Raw genomic sequence first — 13,415 nt, forward strand, 5'->3', positions numbered from 1 at the left:
GCCGCCCCCCCGGGGTCCGGGGCGGAGCCCCAGCAGCGGCGCCGCCCCGCACAACCCGCCCGCCCCCGCCCCCCATGGGCACCTTGCAGCCCCGCCGGCGATTGAGGGCGCAGGGGGACCGGGGCAGCACCCCCGGCAGGGCCCGCACCCCCCGCCCCCTCACCCCGCACGGCCGAAGAACGGCGCCAGCGCCAACTCCGCCGCCCCCTCCGCCACACCAGCCTGAGCCACCGAAACCGGCCGCGGCGTCGCGACCCCCCGCGCCGCGAGCACCCCGCGGACCCCGGCCACGAACACCTCCGGTGCCGCCTCGACCACCCGCCCGCCCAACAGCACCCGGTCCACGTCCAGCAGCGCGACCAGGTTGGCCGCCCCCTCGCCCAGGATCCGCGCCGCCTCCGCCAGGTCCCCACGGGCCACCGCCGCCAGGCACAGCACCTCCGCGCACCCCCGCCCCCCGCACCGGCACGCCGGCCCGTCCAACCGGAGCACCTGGTGCCCGAACTCCCCCGCCGCCGACCGGCCTCCGCGATAGACCGCGCCGCCCAGCCACAGCCCCGCACCGAGCCCGGTCCCGACGTGCAGGTACGCGGCTCCGCCGGCAGAGCCACCCGCCCCCGCCAACACGGCGCCGGCCACCCCCGCATTGGTGTCCTTGTCCACCCACACCGGCACCGGCACCGGCACCGGCACCGGCCCCGACTCCGCCCCCTCCAACCGCCCCTGCAACACCTCCCGCAGCGGGAACCCCTCCCACTCCGGAAACCCCGTCACGCGTCCCATCACCCCGGCCGCGAAATCCAGCGGCCCCGGCGCGGCCACCCCCACGCCCAGCAGCGCCGGCCCCACCGGGTCGAGCACCCGCGCGTAGGCCCGTACGACCGCCTCCACCACCACATCCGGCCCGGCCCCGAAGTCCAGCGGGCCACTGCTCTCGGCGAGTACGCGGCCCGCGAGGTCCACCCGTACCGCCCGCAGCTCGTCCCGATCGATCTGTACGCCGACCGCGCACCGCGCCTCCCGCACCAGCCGGAGCAGCGTCCGCGGCTTCCCGCCGGTGGACGCGGCGCGGCCGGCCTCCGCGACCAGCCCCTCCGCCGCCAGCCGCGCCGTGATCTTGCTGACGGCCTGCGGGGTGAGCCCCGTACGGGCGGCGAGTGCGGCACGGCCCAACCCCTCCGGGCCGGCGCCGCGCAGCAGATACAGCAGCAGGGCCTCGTTGTGCCCGCGCAAGCCCGGCAGGTTCACCCCACCACGCCCGTCATGCCCGCCACTCCCGTCCCCGCTACCCCTGTTCACCCGGCCATTCTCCACCCTCCTTGCACTTCGGCAACACTGTTGCCAAAGTAATCCCATGAGCACCACACCCCTCCGCGTCGGCGTCATCGGCTACGGACTCGCCGGTTCCGTCTTCCACGCCCCCCTCGTGGCCGCCACCGACGGGCTCGTCCTCGACACGGTCGTCACCTCCGACCCGGCCCGGCAGGCCCAGGCCCGCGCCGAGTTCCCCGACGTCCGCATCGCCACCTCCGCCGACGAGCTGTGGGACCGGGGGCTCGGCGGGGACCGGGGCGGCCTCGACCTCATCGTGATCGCCTCCCCCAACAAGACCCACGTCCCGCTCGCCACCGCCGCCCTCACCGCCGGCATCCCCGTCGTCGTCGACAAGCCGCTCGCCGCCACCGCCGCCGAGGCCCGCGAACTCGCCGCCCTCGCGGACCGCAGCGGAACCTTCCTCTCCGTCTTCCAGAACCGCCGCTGGGACAACGACTTCCTCACCCTGCGCCGGCTCCTCGCCGACGGCGAGCTCGGTGAGATCCAGCGCTTCGAGTCCCGCTTCGAGCGCTGGCGCCCGCAGCTCAAGGGCGGCTGGCGCGAGTCCGGCGCCCCGGAGGAGATCGGCGGCCTGCTCTACGACCTCGGCAGCCACGTCGTCGACCAGGCACTGGTGCTCTTCGGCCCGGCCCTGCGGGTCTACGCGGAGACCGACGTGCGCCGCCCGGGCGCCGAGGCCGACGACGACACCTTCATCGCCCTCACGCACGCGAACGGGGTCCGCTCCCACCTCTACGTCAGCGCGACCACCGCCCAGCTGGGACCGCGCTTCCGCGTCCTCGGCTCCCGGGCCGGCTACGTCAAGTACGGCCTCGACCCCCAGGAGGGCGCCCTGCGCGAGGGCCTGCGCCCGACCCCGGGCACCCCGTGGGGCGAGGAGCCCGAGCACCTCTGGGGCCTCGTGGGCTCCGGCGAGTCCCCCCTGACCGGCGGCGGCATCCCGCTCCGCACGCTGCCGGGCGACTACCCGGCGTACTACGCGGCCGTGGCCGCCGCCCTGCGCGAGGGCGGGCCCGCGCCGGTCACGGCGTACGAGGCCGCGCACTGCCTCGACGTCCTGGAGGCGGCCCGGGCGTCGTCCCGGGACGGGGTGACGGTGGACCTGTAGTCCGCCGGTCCGCCAGTCCGCCGCCAACGGAAAGGGGCGGGCCGCCATCGGCAGCCCGCCCCTCCCCGCACGCGCGTACTCGCTAGGCGCCCTTGAACTCCTGGCGCTGGCGGCCCAGACCCTCGATCTCCAGCTCCACCACGTCACCGGCCCGCAGGTACGGCTTCGGCTCCGGCTGGCCCATGGCCACGCCGCCCGGCGTACCGGTGACGATGACGTCGCCCGGGTACAGGGTCATGAACTGGCTCAGGTACCGGACGACCTCGCCGACCGGGAAGATCTGGTCCGCGGTGTTGCCGTCCTGCTTGAGCTCGCCGTTGACCCACAGCTTCACGTCCAGGACCTGCGGGTCCGGGACCTCGTCCGCCGTGAGCAGCCACGGGCCGATCGGGGTGAAAGTCTCGCAGTTCTTGCCCTTGTCCCAGGTGCCGCCGCGCTCGATCTGGAACTCGCGCTCCGAGACGTCGTTGACCAGCGCGTAGCCGCCGACGTGCGCGAGGCCCTCCTCGGCGGAGCCCAGGTAGCGGGCGGTGCTGCCGATGACGACGCCGAGCTCGGCCTCCCAGTCGGTCTTCACGCTGCCGCGCGGGATGAGCACGGTGTCGTCAGGGCCGACGACGGTGTCAGCGGCCTTCAGGAACAGGATCGGCTCGGCCGGCGGCTCCGCGCCGATCTCCGCCGCGTGCCCGAAGTAGTTCAGCCCGATGCCCACGATCTTGCCGATGCGGCCGACCGGCGCGCCGATCCGCAGCCCCTCGGCGTCCAGCACGGGAAGCTCCCCGGACTCCGCCGCGTCCCGTACCCGGGACAGCGCGGCGTCGTCGGCCAGCACACCGCCGTCCACATCCGTGATCAGGCCGGACAGGTCACGCAGGGTCCCGTCCTGGTCGAGCAGCGCAGGGCGCTCCGACCCGACGGGTCCGACACGCAGCAGCTTCATGGGCATTCTCCCGTGGTCGTGGGTGGTCGGCCCATGGGCATGCCACGGGCCGGCCGATGGGTTGCGGCCATCGGAGGATTGGTCGATCCTCCAAGAAACCCACCCAATCCGCAAGACCCTGTTCACAGACTGGAACGGTCGACTCCGCGGCCCGCTCCACGGGACTGCAACCAGGCCCTCTCCGCCACCGACCACGCCGTGGTCGTGACCAGATACAGCCCGGCGGCCAGCGGCACCACGGCCGCCGTGATCAGCGTCCCGAACGAGAGCAGGGGCAGTACGCCGCCCAGCTTGCGCATGACCTCCTGCTGCTCGGCGGGCACATCGGCCACCGGTGCGGCAGCGGCGGCCCGCCGCCCCCGCACCGCGCTCCACGCGGCCACCACCCCGATCAACGCGAACAGCCCGAGGAACACCAGCCCCTGCGCCCCGAGCAGTCCGCCCTCCCCGAGGGCGTCACCCCACCGCGCCCCCAGCGGCGCGGCGAACAGCCGATGCCCCAGCAACTCGTCGGCCGACGAGAACGCCTGGTACATCAGGAAGAACACCGGCAGCTGCAACAGCACCGGCAGGCACCCCGCCACCGGGGTCGCACCCCGGAAGGCGGCCCGGCTCAGCGGGTGCAGGGCGAGCCGCACGAGCACGGTGAACAACACGATCGCGGCAGCGGTCGCGGACTCGGCCAGCACCGGCTCGAGCAGCCGGCCCAGCTCGACAACAAGACGGGTGAAAACGGACACGCGGGCCCTCCGAAAGGGTCTCGTCGAACGTCGAAAGGAAAGACATTTCGGCGTGACGACCCACGAGGGGCGACAACGATGATCGAGAGGTGCTTGGCGCCCCTACGCGGCCGTCAGGACGAGACGGCCGGGCGCCCTGGGCCGCGACCGGCCGGAGGCGTCGGGATCGCGCTGCGGCAGGAACGCCGTGCGCTGCTCGCGATCACGGATCGCGGTGCGTATGCGGTGCGGCGGCACGGGCCGCACGAGCCGCGCGGCGGCGGCCAGCGCCTCGGCGCCCACGGCAACGGTGGCCGCGAGGGCCACCACCACGGCCCCGAGCCCGCTCTCCCCGGCGAAGAGCCCGAGCACTCCCCCGAGCAACACGAGCGCGGGCAACCAGAAAGAAAGCAAGGAGGGCAGCCGCCGGCCACACCACTGCCGAGCCATGCAGACCACCCCCGCCCCACTCCCGCGCGCGAACTCCCGTACGAGACGCGCCACTCACCGATACTACCCACACCCACCGACAACGGGCGGGCTCAGGACTTGAGCGTTCCCCACACCACCAGCCGGTACTTGGAGCTGTACTCGGGCGTGCACGTGGTGAGCGTGAGGTACGCGCCGGGCTCGCTGTACCCGTAGTCCGGCTTCACGACGCTCCGCGGTACGGGCGCGAGCACCCCGATGTCCCGCTCGCTCGTCTCGGGGAGCACCTTCCCCACCACGTACGTGAACCGACGCCCCTTCACATCGACGAAGACCTCGTCCCCCGCCCTCAACCGGTTGATGTAGCGGAACGGCTCCCCATGGGTGTTCCGGTGCCCGGCCAGCGCGAAGTTCCCCCGCGCCCCGGGCTGCGCGGTGCCCGGGTAGTGCCCGGCGTACCCCTTGTCCAACACGGCCCGCTTGTCGACGCCCTGGGCGACGGGCACGACGAGCCCGAGACGCGGAATCCGCAGCACGGCGTACGCCTCCCGCGCCGGCGGCTTGGCGGCGGGCCGGGACGGTGCGGGCGCCCCACCGGATCCGGCGCCCGCGGAAGCATCCACGGGATCGGATTCGGATTCGGGCGCGGGACCCCCGTCCGCCCCGGGAACGGGGACGGGGCCGGGGCCGGGAACGGAATCCGATCCCGATTCCGATTCCGAACCAGGTCCACCCCACTCGCTCTCCAGGGCCTCCACCCGATCCCGCGCGGCGGCGACGGCCTGCCGATTGGTCCACCACACCTGGTGCACCACCAGCAACAACACCACCAGGCCCACGGTGACGGTCATCTCGGCAACCGCCCACAACACCCCCGCGAGACCGGCCCGGCGCCCTCGCCGGCCGCTCCCCTGCACCACCACGGGTACGCGATCTCGCACGGGCGGCACCCTAAGTCCTCCCCCGCCAACTGACCAGCGGCAGTACCGTGTGAACCATGCGCCCTGACACGCCTGCCGAGCACATCGCCGAAGCCGAGCGCCTCATCCGCACGGCGACCCGCTACCCCGAGGACCAGGAGCCCCTGCTCCTCCAGGCCGCGGCCCACCTCGAACTGGCCGACGCCCGCGACCGCGCCAGCGCGCTGTACGACCAACTCCTGTCCGCCGAGCCCGCCGACCCCCACCTGATCAAGGCCCTGCAGGCGGCGAACCTCTGGGAGTACGGCCACGAGCCGGAGGCCCGCGCCCTGATCTCCGGCATCCGCGCGGCGTCCCCGAAGGACCCGGCGCCCTGGGAGGTCATCGCCGAAGCCCTCGAAGCGCACGACGAGTTGGAGGCCTCGCACGACTGCTTCACCGAAGCGGCGACCCTCCTCATCTCGAACTCCACCCCCCTCACCCCGGCCACCACGGCCCTTCTGACGGGCCGCCACCGGGTACGCCGCCTCCTCGGACTCCCGCACGACGACTGGGACATGGTCGCCGACACCCGCCACATCGGCCCGATCCCCCTCGACGAACTCCACGACCCGAAGCGCATCTGGGCCCTGGGCTCCGACGACCCGGCCGAACTCCGCGCCGAGATCGCCCGCCTCCGCGCCGAACTCGGCGACCGCCGCGCCGCCCTCTCCCGCCCCTTCCCGGTGGCGATCCTGCACTGGCCGGCGCGCGAGCTGGCGGAACTGCTCACCTCGTACCCGACCCTCGCCGCGGAGTACCCCTCGCACGGGGCCCACCTGTCCGCCATCGAGGCCTCCCTCCGCGCCCTGGCCGCCTCGGGCACCACGAACCTCGGCATCGTCACCGCGAGCGTCCCGTCGTACGAGGCCTTCGCGGCCTCGGAGAAGACGTCCCCGGCCTCCCCGTCCCTCCTGGCCGAATACGCCACCACCCTCGCGGCCCGCGGCAAGGCCACCCCCTGGCCCCCGACCTCGAACGCCCCGTGCTGGTGCACCTCGGGCAAGCCGTACTCGGAGTGCCACGGGACGGCATGAACGCGGACACCACGGGACGGCTCCGTTCCCTGGACGTCTGCTCGGGAGCCGGCGGCCTGGCCCTGGGGCTGGAGGAGTCCGGCTTCGACCCCGTCCTCCTGCTCGACAATCGCGACGTCGCCTGCCGCACCCTGCGCGCCAACCGTCCCTCCTGGAACGTCCTCGAAACGGACCTGCTCGACTTCGACCCGGCCGAGCACACCGAGACCTACGACGTGGACCTGCTGTCGGCGGGCCTGCCCCGGGTGAAGGCGGCGGCCACCGTCGCGCGCCGGGACAGCGAGGCCGAACTCGAACTGCTGCGAGCCACGATGCTGCTGCTGCACGGCGTGCAGCCCAGGGCCGTACTCGTCGAGAACGTGCCCGACCTGGTGACGAAGCCGGCCTACGAGGCGATCCGCCGCTACGTCGCGGAGGAACTGTCGCACCTGGGCTACCGGCACACGTGGTTCGTCCTGAACGCCGCGGATTTCGGTGTTCCGCAAACGCGTCGTCATGGAATCCTGGCGGCTTTCAAAGGCGACGTGCTCGACGCCTTCGTCCAGCCCGCTCCGACGACCGATCCGCACAGGACGGTCGGCGAGGCGCTGCTGGAATCCATGGCCGCCGGCGGCTGGCCCGGGGCACGCGGGTGGGCGGCGCAGGCGGACCAGCCCGCCCCCACCCTCGTCGGCGGTTCCTGGGAACGCGGCGGCGCGGACCTGGGGCCGACGGGGTCCAAACGCGCCTGGGCGCGCCTGGGGATCGACGGAGCGACGGTGGCGGACGCCGTGCCGGACGCCGACTTCCACTGGGATCCGGAGCTCGGTCGGGCGGGCATGATGCCACTGACCGTGGCCCAGGCCGCACTGCTCCAGGGGTTCCCTCCCTCGTGGCGGATCGAGGGCCGCAAGACCGCGATGTACCGGCAGGTCGGTCATGCCTCGCCGCCGCCCGTCGGACACGTGCTGGGCGCTGCCGTCGCCGCCGCGCTGCGCGCCTGACGGACGGGGAGAAGGGCGCCGTGGGCCTGCGGCTCGGTGATTACACTTGACCCCCATGACCAGAAAGCAGCCCCAGCCGTCTCAACCTGGGCAGATCCGCGTCATGGACCTGTTCGCCGGGGCTGGGGGCTTCTCTTCGGGATTCGGCCTGTACACCCCCGAGGGGACGGCGAGTCCGTTCACCTCCGTCGCCGCCGTCGAGTTCGACCGGGCCGCGGCGGCCACGTACGCCGCGAACTTCGGCGGTGCGCACGTCTTCGCCGGCGACATCGCGGGATTCGATCCCACCCCCTTCAAGGGCCAGGTCGACGTGATCATGGGCGGCCCGCCCTGCCAGGGCTTCTCCGGGCTCGGCAAGGAGGATCCGACGGACCCTCGCAACGAACTCTGGCAGGAGTACGTGCGGGTGGTGGCCAAGGTCCACCCCAAGGTGTTCGTCATCGAGAACGTGGACCGCTTCCTGAAGTCCGCGCAGTACGCGGAGCTGCTCTCGGCCTCCACGACGCCCGGGCACCCGCTCCACGACTACACGGTGGTGCCGGCCGTGATGAACGCGGCCGACTACGGGGTTCCGCAGGCGCGACGTCGTGTCATCGTCATCTGCACCCACAAGGACTTCGCCCAGCCGTTGCGGCACCCCGCACCGACGCATCACAAGAACGGATACGAGGCCGACGAGGCGCAGGACGCCCTGTTCGACTCCGTCACCGGTGGCCAGGCCCTGCCCCGCTGGGTTCCGGTCTCGAAGGTCTTCGACGTCTCCGCGAAGCGCCCGGTCCTGCAGCGCATGCCCGACCCGCGCGACGAGGCGGACTCGGCCGGCGCCGTCCCCGGGCACTACCTCACGACCGATCTCCATTTCGGCCGGAACCCGGAGGACCTCTCCCGCGCGCGGTACATGGCGATTCCCGAGAACGGAAACCGGAACGATCTCCGCGGGGTCAGTTACCGGCTCGACCGGGCCAACCGGATTCGCCTCTCCACCGAGAAGGGCTACGGCCGGCTGAAGGGGCAGGAGTTCTACCTCTCCACCGAGAGCTGGGACAACCACAACTCCGGATCGGGCGATGTCATGGGCCGCATGCGCAGTCACACGCCCTCGGTGACGATCCGGACGGAGTTCTACAAGCCCGAGAAGGGGCGCTACCTGCACCCGACGGAGGACCGCCCGATCACGCACTACGAGGCCGCGCTCATCCAGGGGTTCCCCGAGACCTTCAAGTGGTACGGAACCAAGATCGAGATCGCCCGTCAGATCGGCAACGCCGTGCCCGTCGGCCTCGGCAGGACGCTGGCGAAGGCGATCCACACCTTCCTGGCCGACAACAGCTGAGCCAAGCGGGGCAAGCAGGGCAAGTGGGCGTCGACCGAGTCGACGCCCACCTCACCGTCGGACTTCGGGACCCGCCACACTCGCGCGACGACTCGCGACAACGGCCAGCACCCGGGACGCCGCCTCGTCCGCCCCCTCGTGCTCCCAGACCCGCACCGACAGCCAACCCGCCTCGGCCAGCCGCGCGTCGGTGTCCAGGTCCCGACGCATGTTCCCCTCGATCTTGGTGCGCCAGAACTCGGCGTTGTTCTTCGGCCACGTGGCGTGCACGGGGCAGCCGTGCCAGAAGCAGCCGTCCACGAACACCGCCACGCGCGTGGGCCCGAACACGATGTCGGCCTCGCGCCGTACGCCCTTCACGGGCCTGCGGTGGATCCGGTACCGAGCCCCCTGGGCGTGCAGCGCCTTGCGCAAGGCCACTTCCACACCGGTGTCGCGGCTCTTCTGGCGACTCATTCGAGTACGCACCATGGCCGTCGTCGCCAATTTCTCCACCCCCCCATTGTGAACCGCCCGGTCCACCTGGTCAGAACGGCAGCGGGAGTTGCTGATGACCGCGAGCGAGGGCCGTAGGCGGGGTGGGGCGGGCGGCTGCCAGGGCCAGGAAGGCGCGCACGGCCGCGAGGACTTCCTTCGGGGTGTCCCGGATCATCGACGGGGTGGCGCTGACCACCAGGATGCCGTGGGACTCCAGGCGGAGCCGGCGGCGGAGCGTGGCGTGCCAGGCGTCGCGGGTGTAGTGGTACTCCGCCGAGTCGATCTCCAGGGCGACGCCCTCGTCGGGCCAGTAGGCGTCCGGACTGGCGAGGAAGGTGCCGTCCGGGGTGTGGAGGCGGGCGTTCCACAGGGGGATCGGGAGGTCCGTCGCGGTGAGCGTGTCGCGGGCCTGCGCCTCGGCGATGGAGCGGACTCCCGCGAGGAGTTCCGCGGCGGCGGCGCGGACCGCGGGGCGGGTGAGGAGGCGGGCTGCCCGGAGTTCGGCGTGCAGGTCGCGGGGATGGCACCAGCCGGCCTGGACCACGTGGGCGAGGACCGAGCGGATCCGGTCGGGGCGGTCGGCTCGGGAGGCGAAGTCGGCCGCCGCGCGAACGGGACGGGCGCTGGGGATGCCCGCGACCGTGATGGTGCCCGGCCAGCGGGAGGTGGCGAGCGGGCGGACCTCGGCTGTGGCGGCGAGCCTGCGCGGGGCGCGGATCAGCACGTCGGCCGGGGTGCCGGGGGCTTCCCGGATGCCGAGCAGGGCGAGGGCGGCACCACCCGTGAGCGCGGCCGTGTCACCGGTCAGCGGGTCCGAGGCGGGCTCCGCGGCGTACAGGACGGCGGAGAGGGCGCGCTGGCGGGGGTCCGGCGGGCCGGTCTGGAGGAGGTAGACACGGGGCAGTAAGCGCTGCCACGGGCCGCCAGGGCGGGTGCGGGAAGTGACCGTGCCGTCGGGGACGCCGGCCGTGACCAACTGGTGCCGGGTGGCGAGGCCGAGCTGCCGACGGGCCACCCGGGGCTGCTGTGCGGTGATCATGCGGCGGGTATGCCCGGTTTCGTGACGGCATACCCCGAGAAGCTCCCTAGCGGTTCGGGTGGTCCGGGGACAGGAAGACGATCACGCCCGTCTGCGTACCGGGGAGGGCGGAGACCTCGTGCCAGCCCAGGCGGCGGTACGTCGCCACCGTGTCGGTGGCGAGACGCGACGTCAGCAGCCACGCCCTGCGGTCCGGGGCGTCGGCGGTGATCTCGGTGAGCAGGGCCCGGCCCGTGCCCCGGCCGCGCGCGTGGGGACGTACCGCGAGTTCGTCGATCTCCAGGGCGCCGGTCAGGAGTTCGCGCACGCGGCCCGGGCCGAGTTGCGCGGCGACCTGGGCGTACGCGCGGTCCTTGGGGAAGGAGGCCGGGGTGACCCAGCCCGTGGCGAAGCCGTCGATACCGGCCTCCGACTGGGCGAGGGCCGTACGGAACCCGCGGCGCCGACTGTCCGCCTGGAGCCGGGCGGCGAACTGGCGAATGGTTTCTTCGTCCTCGTTCCACGGCGGGGCGGAGAAGACGTCGGCGTAGGTGTCGACCAGTTCGTCCGCGAGGTCGAGGACGGCCGGTCCGTAGCAGATCACGATGTCCTGGCTCCTGTTGTCGAGCGGTCGGGGGCGGGGTGACCGGTGGGAATTTTCCCCTTTGCTTGGGGAGAGCGAATTTATGCCGTTCGGGTTCCGAAGACGCACATCGCACGGATCCGGCGAGTGTGCGACAAATCCCCTCCCGGCCCTCCGTGTCGGGAAACCCCGCGCCGGAGTTGAGCAGCCGTGGACAGACTGATTCGGGCGGCCGGCCGGTGCGCGCTCGCCTTTCTTCTCGTCCTGGGCGTCGTGGCGTTGCTGCCGCGCGCGCTGCGGGACGTGGTGCCGGATGCCGTGATCGGCGGGGCCGTGCTCCTGCTGATGGGAGTGCCGGCCGGCCGCCGCATGGCCAGGCGGCCGCGTTAGCCTCGCGGGGAAGCCCATACGACGAGAAGGTCCGAGGAGTTCGACATGGCACGGGTACCGAGTTCCGTGGTGGCGGCGGCCGGGCTGGTCGGCGGGTACGCCGTCGCCCGGTGGACCAAGAAGCGACCCCTGGGCGGCGTCGTGCTCGGCGCCGCCGGGCTCGCGGCCGGGCGGGAATGGCACCGGCGGGGCGGCGCCCCCGCCGCCGCGGGGCTCGGGGCGCTCTACCTGGCGGGCTTCGCGGGCGCGCACCCGCTCGCCAAGAAGGTCGGCGCGTGGCCGGCCGTCTTCGGGGCCGCCGGGGTCGTCGCCGCCGCCTCCTGGGCCGTCGCCGACCGCGGCTGAGACGCGTAGCCGGCCGGCCCTATGCCCCCAGCGCGCGGGACACCGTGTAGATCAGCAGGCCCGCCAGGGCGCCGACCACCGTGCCGTTGATACGGATGAACTGCAGGTCACGGCCGATGTGGGCCTCGATCTTGCGGGAGGTGTGCTCGGCGTCCCAGGCCGCCACCGTGTCCGTGATCAGCGAGGTGATCTCGGTCCGGTAGGTGGTGACCACGTAGACGACGGCGCCCTCGATCCAGCCCTCCACCTTCGACTGGAGGCGGCCGTCGGTGGCCAGGCGCGCGCCCAGCGAGATGAGGGAGGCGCGGACCCGCAGGCGCAGTTCGCTGCGCTCGTCCTCCGCCGCCGAGATGATCATCGTGCGGATGGCCGTCCAGGCAGAGCTGATCACGTCCTGGATCTCGTCGCGGGCGAGGAGTTCGGACTTCAGGCGCTCGACGCGGGCACGGGTCTCCGTGTCCGACTGGAGATCGGCCGCGAAGTCCGTCAGGAAGCGGTCCACCGCCCCGCGCGCCGGATGCTGCGGCATGTCCCGCATCTCGGTGACGAAGCGGAGCAGCTCCTTGTACACGCGCTCGCCCACCTTGCGGTCCACGAAACGCGGCGTCCAGCCCGGGGCGCCGCCCTGGACGGCGTCCGTGATCGAGTCCCCGTGCGTGACGAGCCAGTCGTGGGCCTTGGTGCAGATCAGGTCCACGGCCCGATGGTGGCCGCCCTCCGCGACGACCTTCTCAAGGGTCTTGCCGATGCCCGGCGCGATCTCGGCGGTCTCGGCACGGCGGGTGATGGCCTCGCCCACGATCGCCTGCACGTCGGAATCGCGCAGCACGGTCAGCGCTCCGCGCAACGCGGTCGCCAGCTCCGCCGTGACCCGGTCCGCGTGCGCGGGCTCGGCCAGCCAGGCGCCGAGGCGGCCGCCGATGCCGAGGGCGTGGAGGCGGGCCTTGACCACGTCGGAGGAGAGGAAGTTCTCGCCGACGAACTCCCCGAGGGAGACGCCGAGCTGGTCCTTCTTCGTCGGGATGATCGCCGTGTGCGGGATGGGCAGGCCGAGCGGACGCCGGAAGAGGGCGGTCACGGCGAACCAGTCCGCGAGCGCGCCGACCATGCCGGCCTCGGCGGCGGCCGCGACGTAGCCCGCCCAGCCGCCGGCGCCCCACGCGTGCTGGGCGACCTTCGCCAGTACGTAGACCAGCGCGACCAGGATCAGCAGACCGGTCGCCGTGGTCTTCATCCGGCGGACACCGCGGCGGCGCTCCTCGTCGGCCGCGTTGAACACGAACGCGGCCGGTCTGGGCGGGGCGAGGGTGTCGCCGCCGTTGCCTCCGGCTGCTGTGGTGCGGTTCGTCATGCTCCTGCCTTCCACCGGGGGCGCCGGTTTCGTCTGCATAGCATCCGACTCCCGGGAGGCCCGAGGAGTTCCCGCCACGCCCTTTCGCTCCCGCGGGGGGCGGTTCGGCTCGCGGGGCTCCGCCCCGCACCCCGCGCCTCAAACGCCGGCGGGGCTGGGGTGGTGTCCCTGGGCGGGATCTCGGCCCTCGGGTCCACCCCGCGCCTCAAACGCCGGCGAGGCTGGGGGTGGTCCCCCCCGGGCGGGATCTCGGCCCTTGGGTCCGCCCCGCGCCTCAAACGCCGGCGGGGCTAGGGGTGGTGTCCCCGGGCGGGGTTTCGCTCCTCGGGTTGGTCCGCGGTGTCCCTCCGGGGCGTCTCCTCGTCCTCGCGCACTGAGGGTCATCCCGGCTGCTGAGCCATGGTTGCG

At 73.1% G+C, this 13,415-nt stretch carries 15 protein-coding genes; 6 read left to right on the forward strand and 9 right to left on the reverse strand.

Going from position 1 to position 13,415, the window contains the following annotated elements:
- Positions 1 to 159 precede the first annotated feature (159 nt).
- Positions 160 to 1,233 (reverse strand): ROK family protein, encoded by a 1,074-nt coding sequence (locus ACFV9H_RS35145; protein WP_385406592.1) that lies wholly within the window; start codon positions 1,231 to 1,233, stop codon positions 160 to 162.
- A 121-nt stretch (positions 1,234 to 1,354) separates the two neighbouring features.
- Here ACFV9H_RS35145 and ACFV9H_RS35150 point away from each other — a divergent pair, with 121 nt between their 5' ends.
- Positions 1,355 to 2,443: a Gfo/Idh/MocA family oxidoreductase gene (locus tag ACFV9H_RS35150; RefSeq protein WP_385406594.1), complete on the forward strand. Its 1,089-nt coding sequence runs from the start codon at positions 1,355 to 1,357 to the stop codon at positions 2,441 to 2,443.
- An 82-nt stretch (positions 2,444 to 2,525) separates the two neighbouring features.
- Here the strand turns inward: ACFV9H_RS35150 and ACFV9H_RS35155 are convergent, their stop codons facing one another.
- The 4 genes from ACFV9H_RS35155 to ACFV9H_RS35170 all read right to left on the reverse strand — a co-directional run bounded on the left by ACFV9H_RS35155 (position 2,526) and on the right by ACFV9H_RS35170 (position 5,472).
- Positions 2,526 to 3,383 (reverse strand): fumarylacetoacetate hydrolase family protein, encoded by an 858-nt coding sequence (locus ACFV9H_RS35155; RefSeq protein ID WP_385406596.1) that lies wholly within the window; start codon positions 3,381 to 3,383, stop codon positions 2,526 to 2,528.
- 122 nt (positions 3,384 to 3,505) lie between these two features.
- Complete coding sequence (locus ACFV9H_RS35160; protein WP_385406599.1) at positions 3,506 to 4,123, reverse strand: YidC/Oxa1 family membrane protein insertase; 618 nt, start codon at positions 4,121 to 4,123, stop codon at positions 3,506 to 3,508.
- Between the two features lie 102 nt (positions 4,124 to 4,225).
- The gene (locus ACFV9H_RS35165) at positions 4,226 to 4,606 is read right to left on the reverse strand and encodes a DUF6412 domain-containing protein (protein ID WP_385406602.1); all 381 of its coding nucleotides are present in this window, start codon (positions 4,604 to 4,606) and stop codon (positions 4,226 to 4,228) included.
- 38 nt (positions 4,607 to 4,644) lie between these two features.
- Positions 4,645 to 5,472 (reverse strand): class E sortase, encoded by an 828-nt coding sequence (locus tag ACFV9H_RS35170; RefSeq protein ID WP_385406604.1) that lies wholly within the window; start codon positions 5,470 to 5,472, stop codon positions 4,645 to 4,647.
- A 56-nt stretch (positions 5,473 to 5,528) separates the two neighbouring features.
- On the opposite strand from ACFV9H_RS35170, the gene ACFV9H_RS35175 reads away from it, so the two are divergent.
- The 3 genes from ACFV9H_RS35175 to ACFV9H_RS35185 are packed head-to-tail and all read left to right on the forward strand — an operon-like array spanning position 5,529 to position 8,843.
- Entirely contained in the window at positions 5,529 to 6,527 is a 999-nt protein-coding gene (locus tag ACFV9H_RS35175) for an SEC-C metal-binding domain-containing protein (protein ID WP_385406606.1), read from the forward strand.
- A complete protein-coding gene (locus ACFV9H_RS35180) occupies positions 6,524 to 7,510 on the forward strand; it encodes a DNA cytosine methyltransferase (RefSeq protein ID WP_385406608.1) in 987 nt (328 codons plus the stop codon). Before ACFV9H_RS35175 ends, ACFV9H_RS35180 begins: the two co-directional genes overlap by 4 nt.
- 55 nt (positions 7,511 to 7,565) lie before the next feature.
- Positions 7,566 to 8,843 (forward strand): DNA cytosine methyltransferase, encoded by a 1,278-nt coding sequence (locus tag ACFV9H_RS35185; RefSeq protein ID WP_385406610.1) that lies wholly within the window; start codon positions 7,566 to 7,568, stop codon positions 8,841 to 8,843.
- 51 nt (positions 8,844 to 8,894) lie between these two features.
- On the opposite strand, the gene ACFV9H_RS35190 is transcribed toward ACFV9H_RS35185, so the two are convergent.
- The 3 genes from ACFV9H_RS35190 to ACFV9H_RS35200 are packed head-to-tail and all read right to left on the reverse strand — an operon-like array spanning position 8,895 to position 10,942.
- Positions 8,895 to 9,314, reverse strand: coding sequence for a very short patch repair endonuclease (locus ACFV9H_RS35190; protein WP_385406628.1), 420 nt, complete (start codon positions 9,312 to 9,314; stop codon positions 8,895 to 8,897).
- 55 nt (positions 9,315 to 9,369) lie between these two features.
- Positions 9,370 to 10,359, reverse strand: coding sequence for a hypothetical protein (locus ACFV9H_RS35195; RefSeq protein WP_385406612.1), 990 nt, complete (start codon positions 10,357 to 10,359; stop codon positions 9,370 to 9,372).
- Between the two features lie 46 nt (positions 10,360 to 10,405).
- Complete coding sequence (locus tag ACFV9H_RS35200; RefSeq protein ID WP_385406614.1) at positions 10,406 to 10,942, reverse strand: GNAT family N-acetyltransferase; 537 nt, start codon at positions 10,940 to 10,942, stop codon at positions 10,406 to 10,408.
- A gap of 189 nt (positions 10,943 to 11,131) precedes the next feature.
- Between ACFV9H_RS35200 and ACFV9H_RS35205 the strand changes: the two genes are divergently transcribed.
- Complete coding sequence (locus ACFV9H_RS35205; RefSeq protein WP_385406616.1) at positions 11,132 to 11,311, forward strand: hypothetical protein; 180 nt, start codon at positions 11,132 to 11,134, stop codon at positions 11,309 to 11,311.
- A gap of 45 nt (positions 11,312 to 11,356) precedes the next feature.
- A complete protein-coding gene (locus ACFV9H_RS35210; RefSeq protein WP_362392311.1) occupies positions 11,357 to 11,656 on the forward strand; it encodes a hypothetical protein in 300 nt (99 codons plus the stop codon).
- Positions 11,657 to 11,675: 19 nt separating this feature from the next.
- On the opposite strand, the gene ACFV9H_RS35215 is transcribed toward ACFV9H_RS35210, so the two are convergent.
- Positions 11,676 to 13,046: a DUF445 domain-containing protein gene (locus ACFV9H_RS35215; protein WP_385406618.1), complete on the reverse strand. Its 1,371-nt coding sequence runs from the start codon at positions 13,044 to 13,046 to the stop codon at positions 11,676 to 11,678.
- Positions 13,047 to 13,415 lie beyond the last annotated feature (369 nt).

It is taken from the genome of Streptomyces sp. NPDC059874 (assembly GCF_042731135.1).
Classification (GTDB): Bacteria; Actinomycetota; Actinomycetes; order Streptomycetales; family Streptomycetaceae; genus Streptomyces.